General features: G+C 36.8%; 1 protein-coding gene. It reads left to right on the forward strand.

The window, feature by feature from the left end:
* On the forward strand, positions 1–680 hold a 680-nt coding region (locus tag Q0822_RS18185; protein ID WP_299126395.1), incomplete at both ends, for an Ig-like domain-containing protein.

Below are 680 nucleotides of genomic sequence, written 5' to 3' on the forward strand. Positions count from 1 at the left end.
TGTGATACCGCTACAGTAACGGTAACCGTTCAAGATGCTGGTACGCCAAATACTACTAACGCTAATGATGATGCTTATACAGTTACACCTACAAGTGTTTTAAATGGAAATGTATTAACAAATGATAATGACATTGAAGGTGACACACAAACTGTAACAACAACTACGGTTATTACTTCTGAAGGTGTTACAGTAAACATCGACCCAAATACTGGTGTGTTTACCTACACTCCTAATGCTGGTTATTCTGGTACTGATTCTTTTGTGTATACTATATGTGATAATGGTACTCCACAAGCTTGTGATCAAGCTACTGTATATATTACTATTGAAGGAGTTGCAGGTCTAAGTATAGTAAAATCAGCTTCTAGTACAACTGCTAGTTGTGTTGGTGAAGGGGACTTAGTAACATATATTTTTACGGTAACGAATTCTGGTGATGTACTTATTAATAGTATAACGATCACTGATGATTTATTAGGTGGTGATATTACAGCTACGCTTACTCTTACTGGTGATAATGGTGATGGTATTCTTGATCCTACGGAAACATGGGTATTTACTGCACCAGATTATACAATAACACAAGCTGATGTTGATGCTGGTAATATTACCAACAATGTAACAGCTGAAGGTTTAGAACCGGATGGAACAACTACGGTTCAAGCTACGGATACTTA

The organism is uncultured Winogradskyella sp., from assembly GCF_947496485.1.
Lineage (GTDB): Bacteria > Bacteroidota > Bacteroidia > Flavobacteriales > Flavobacteriaceae > Winogradskyella.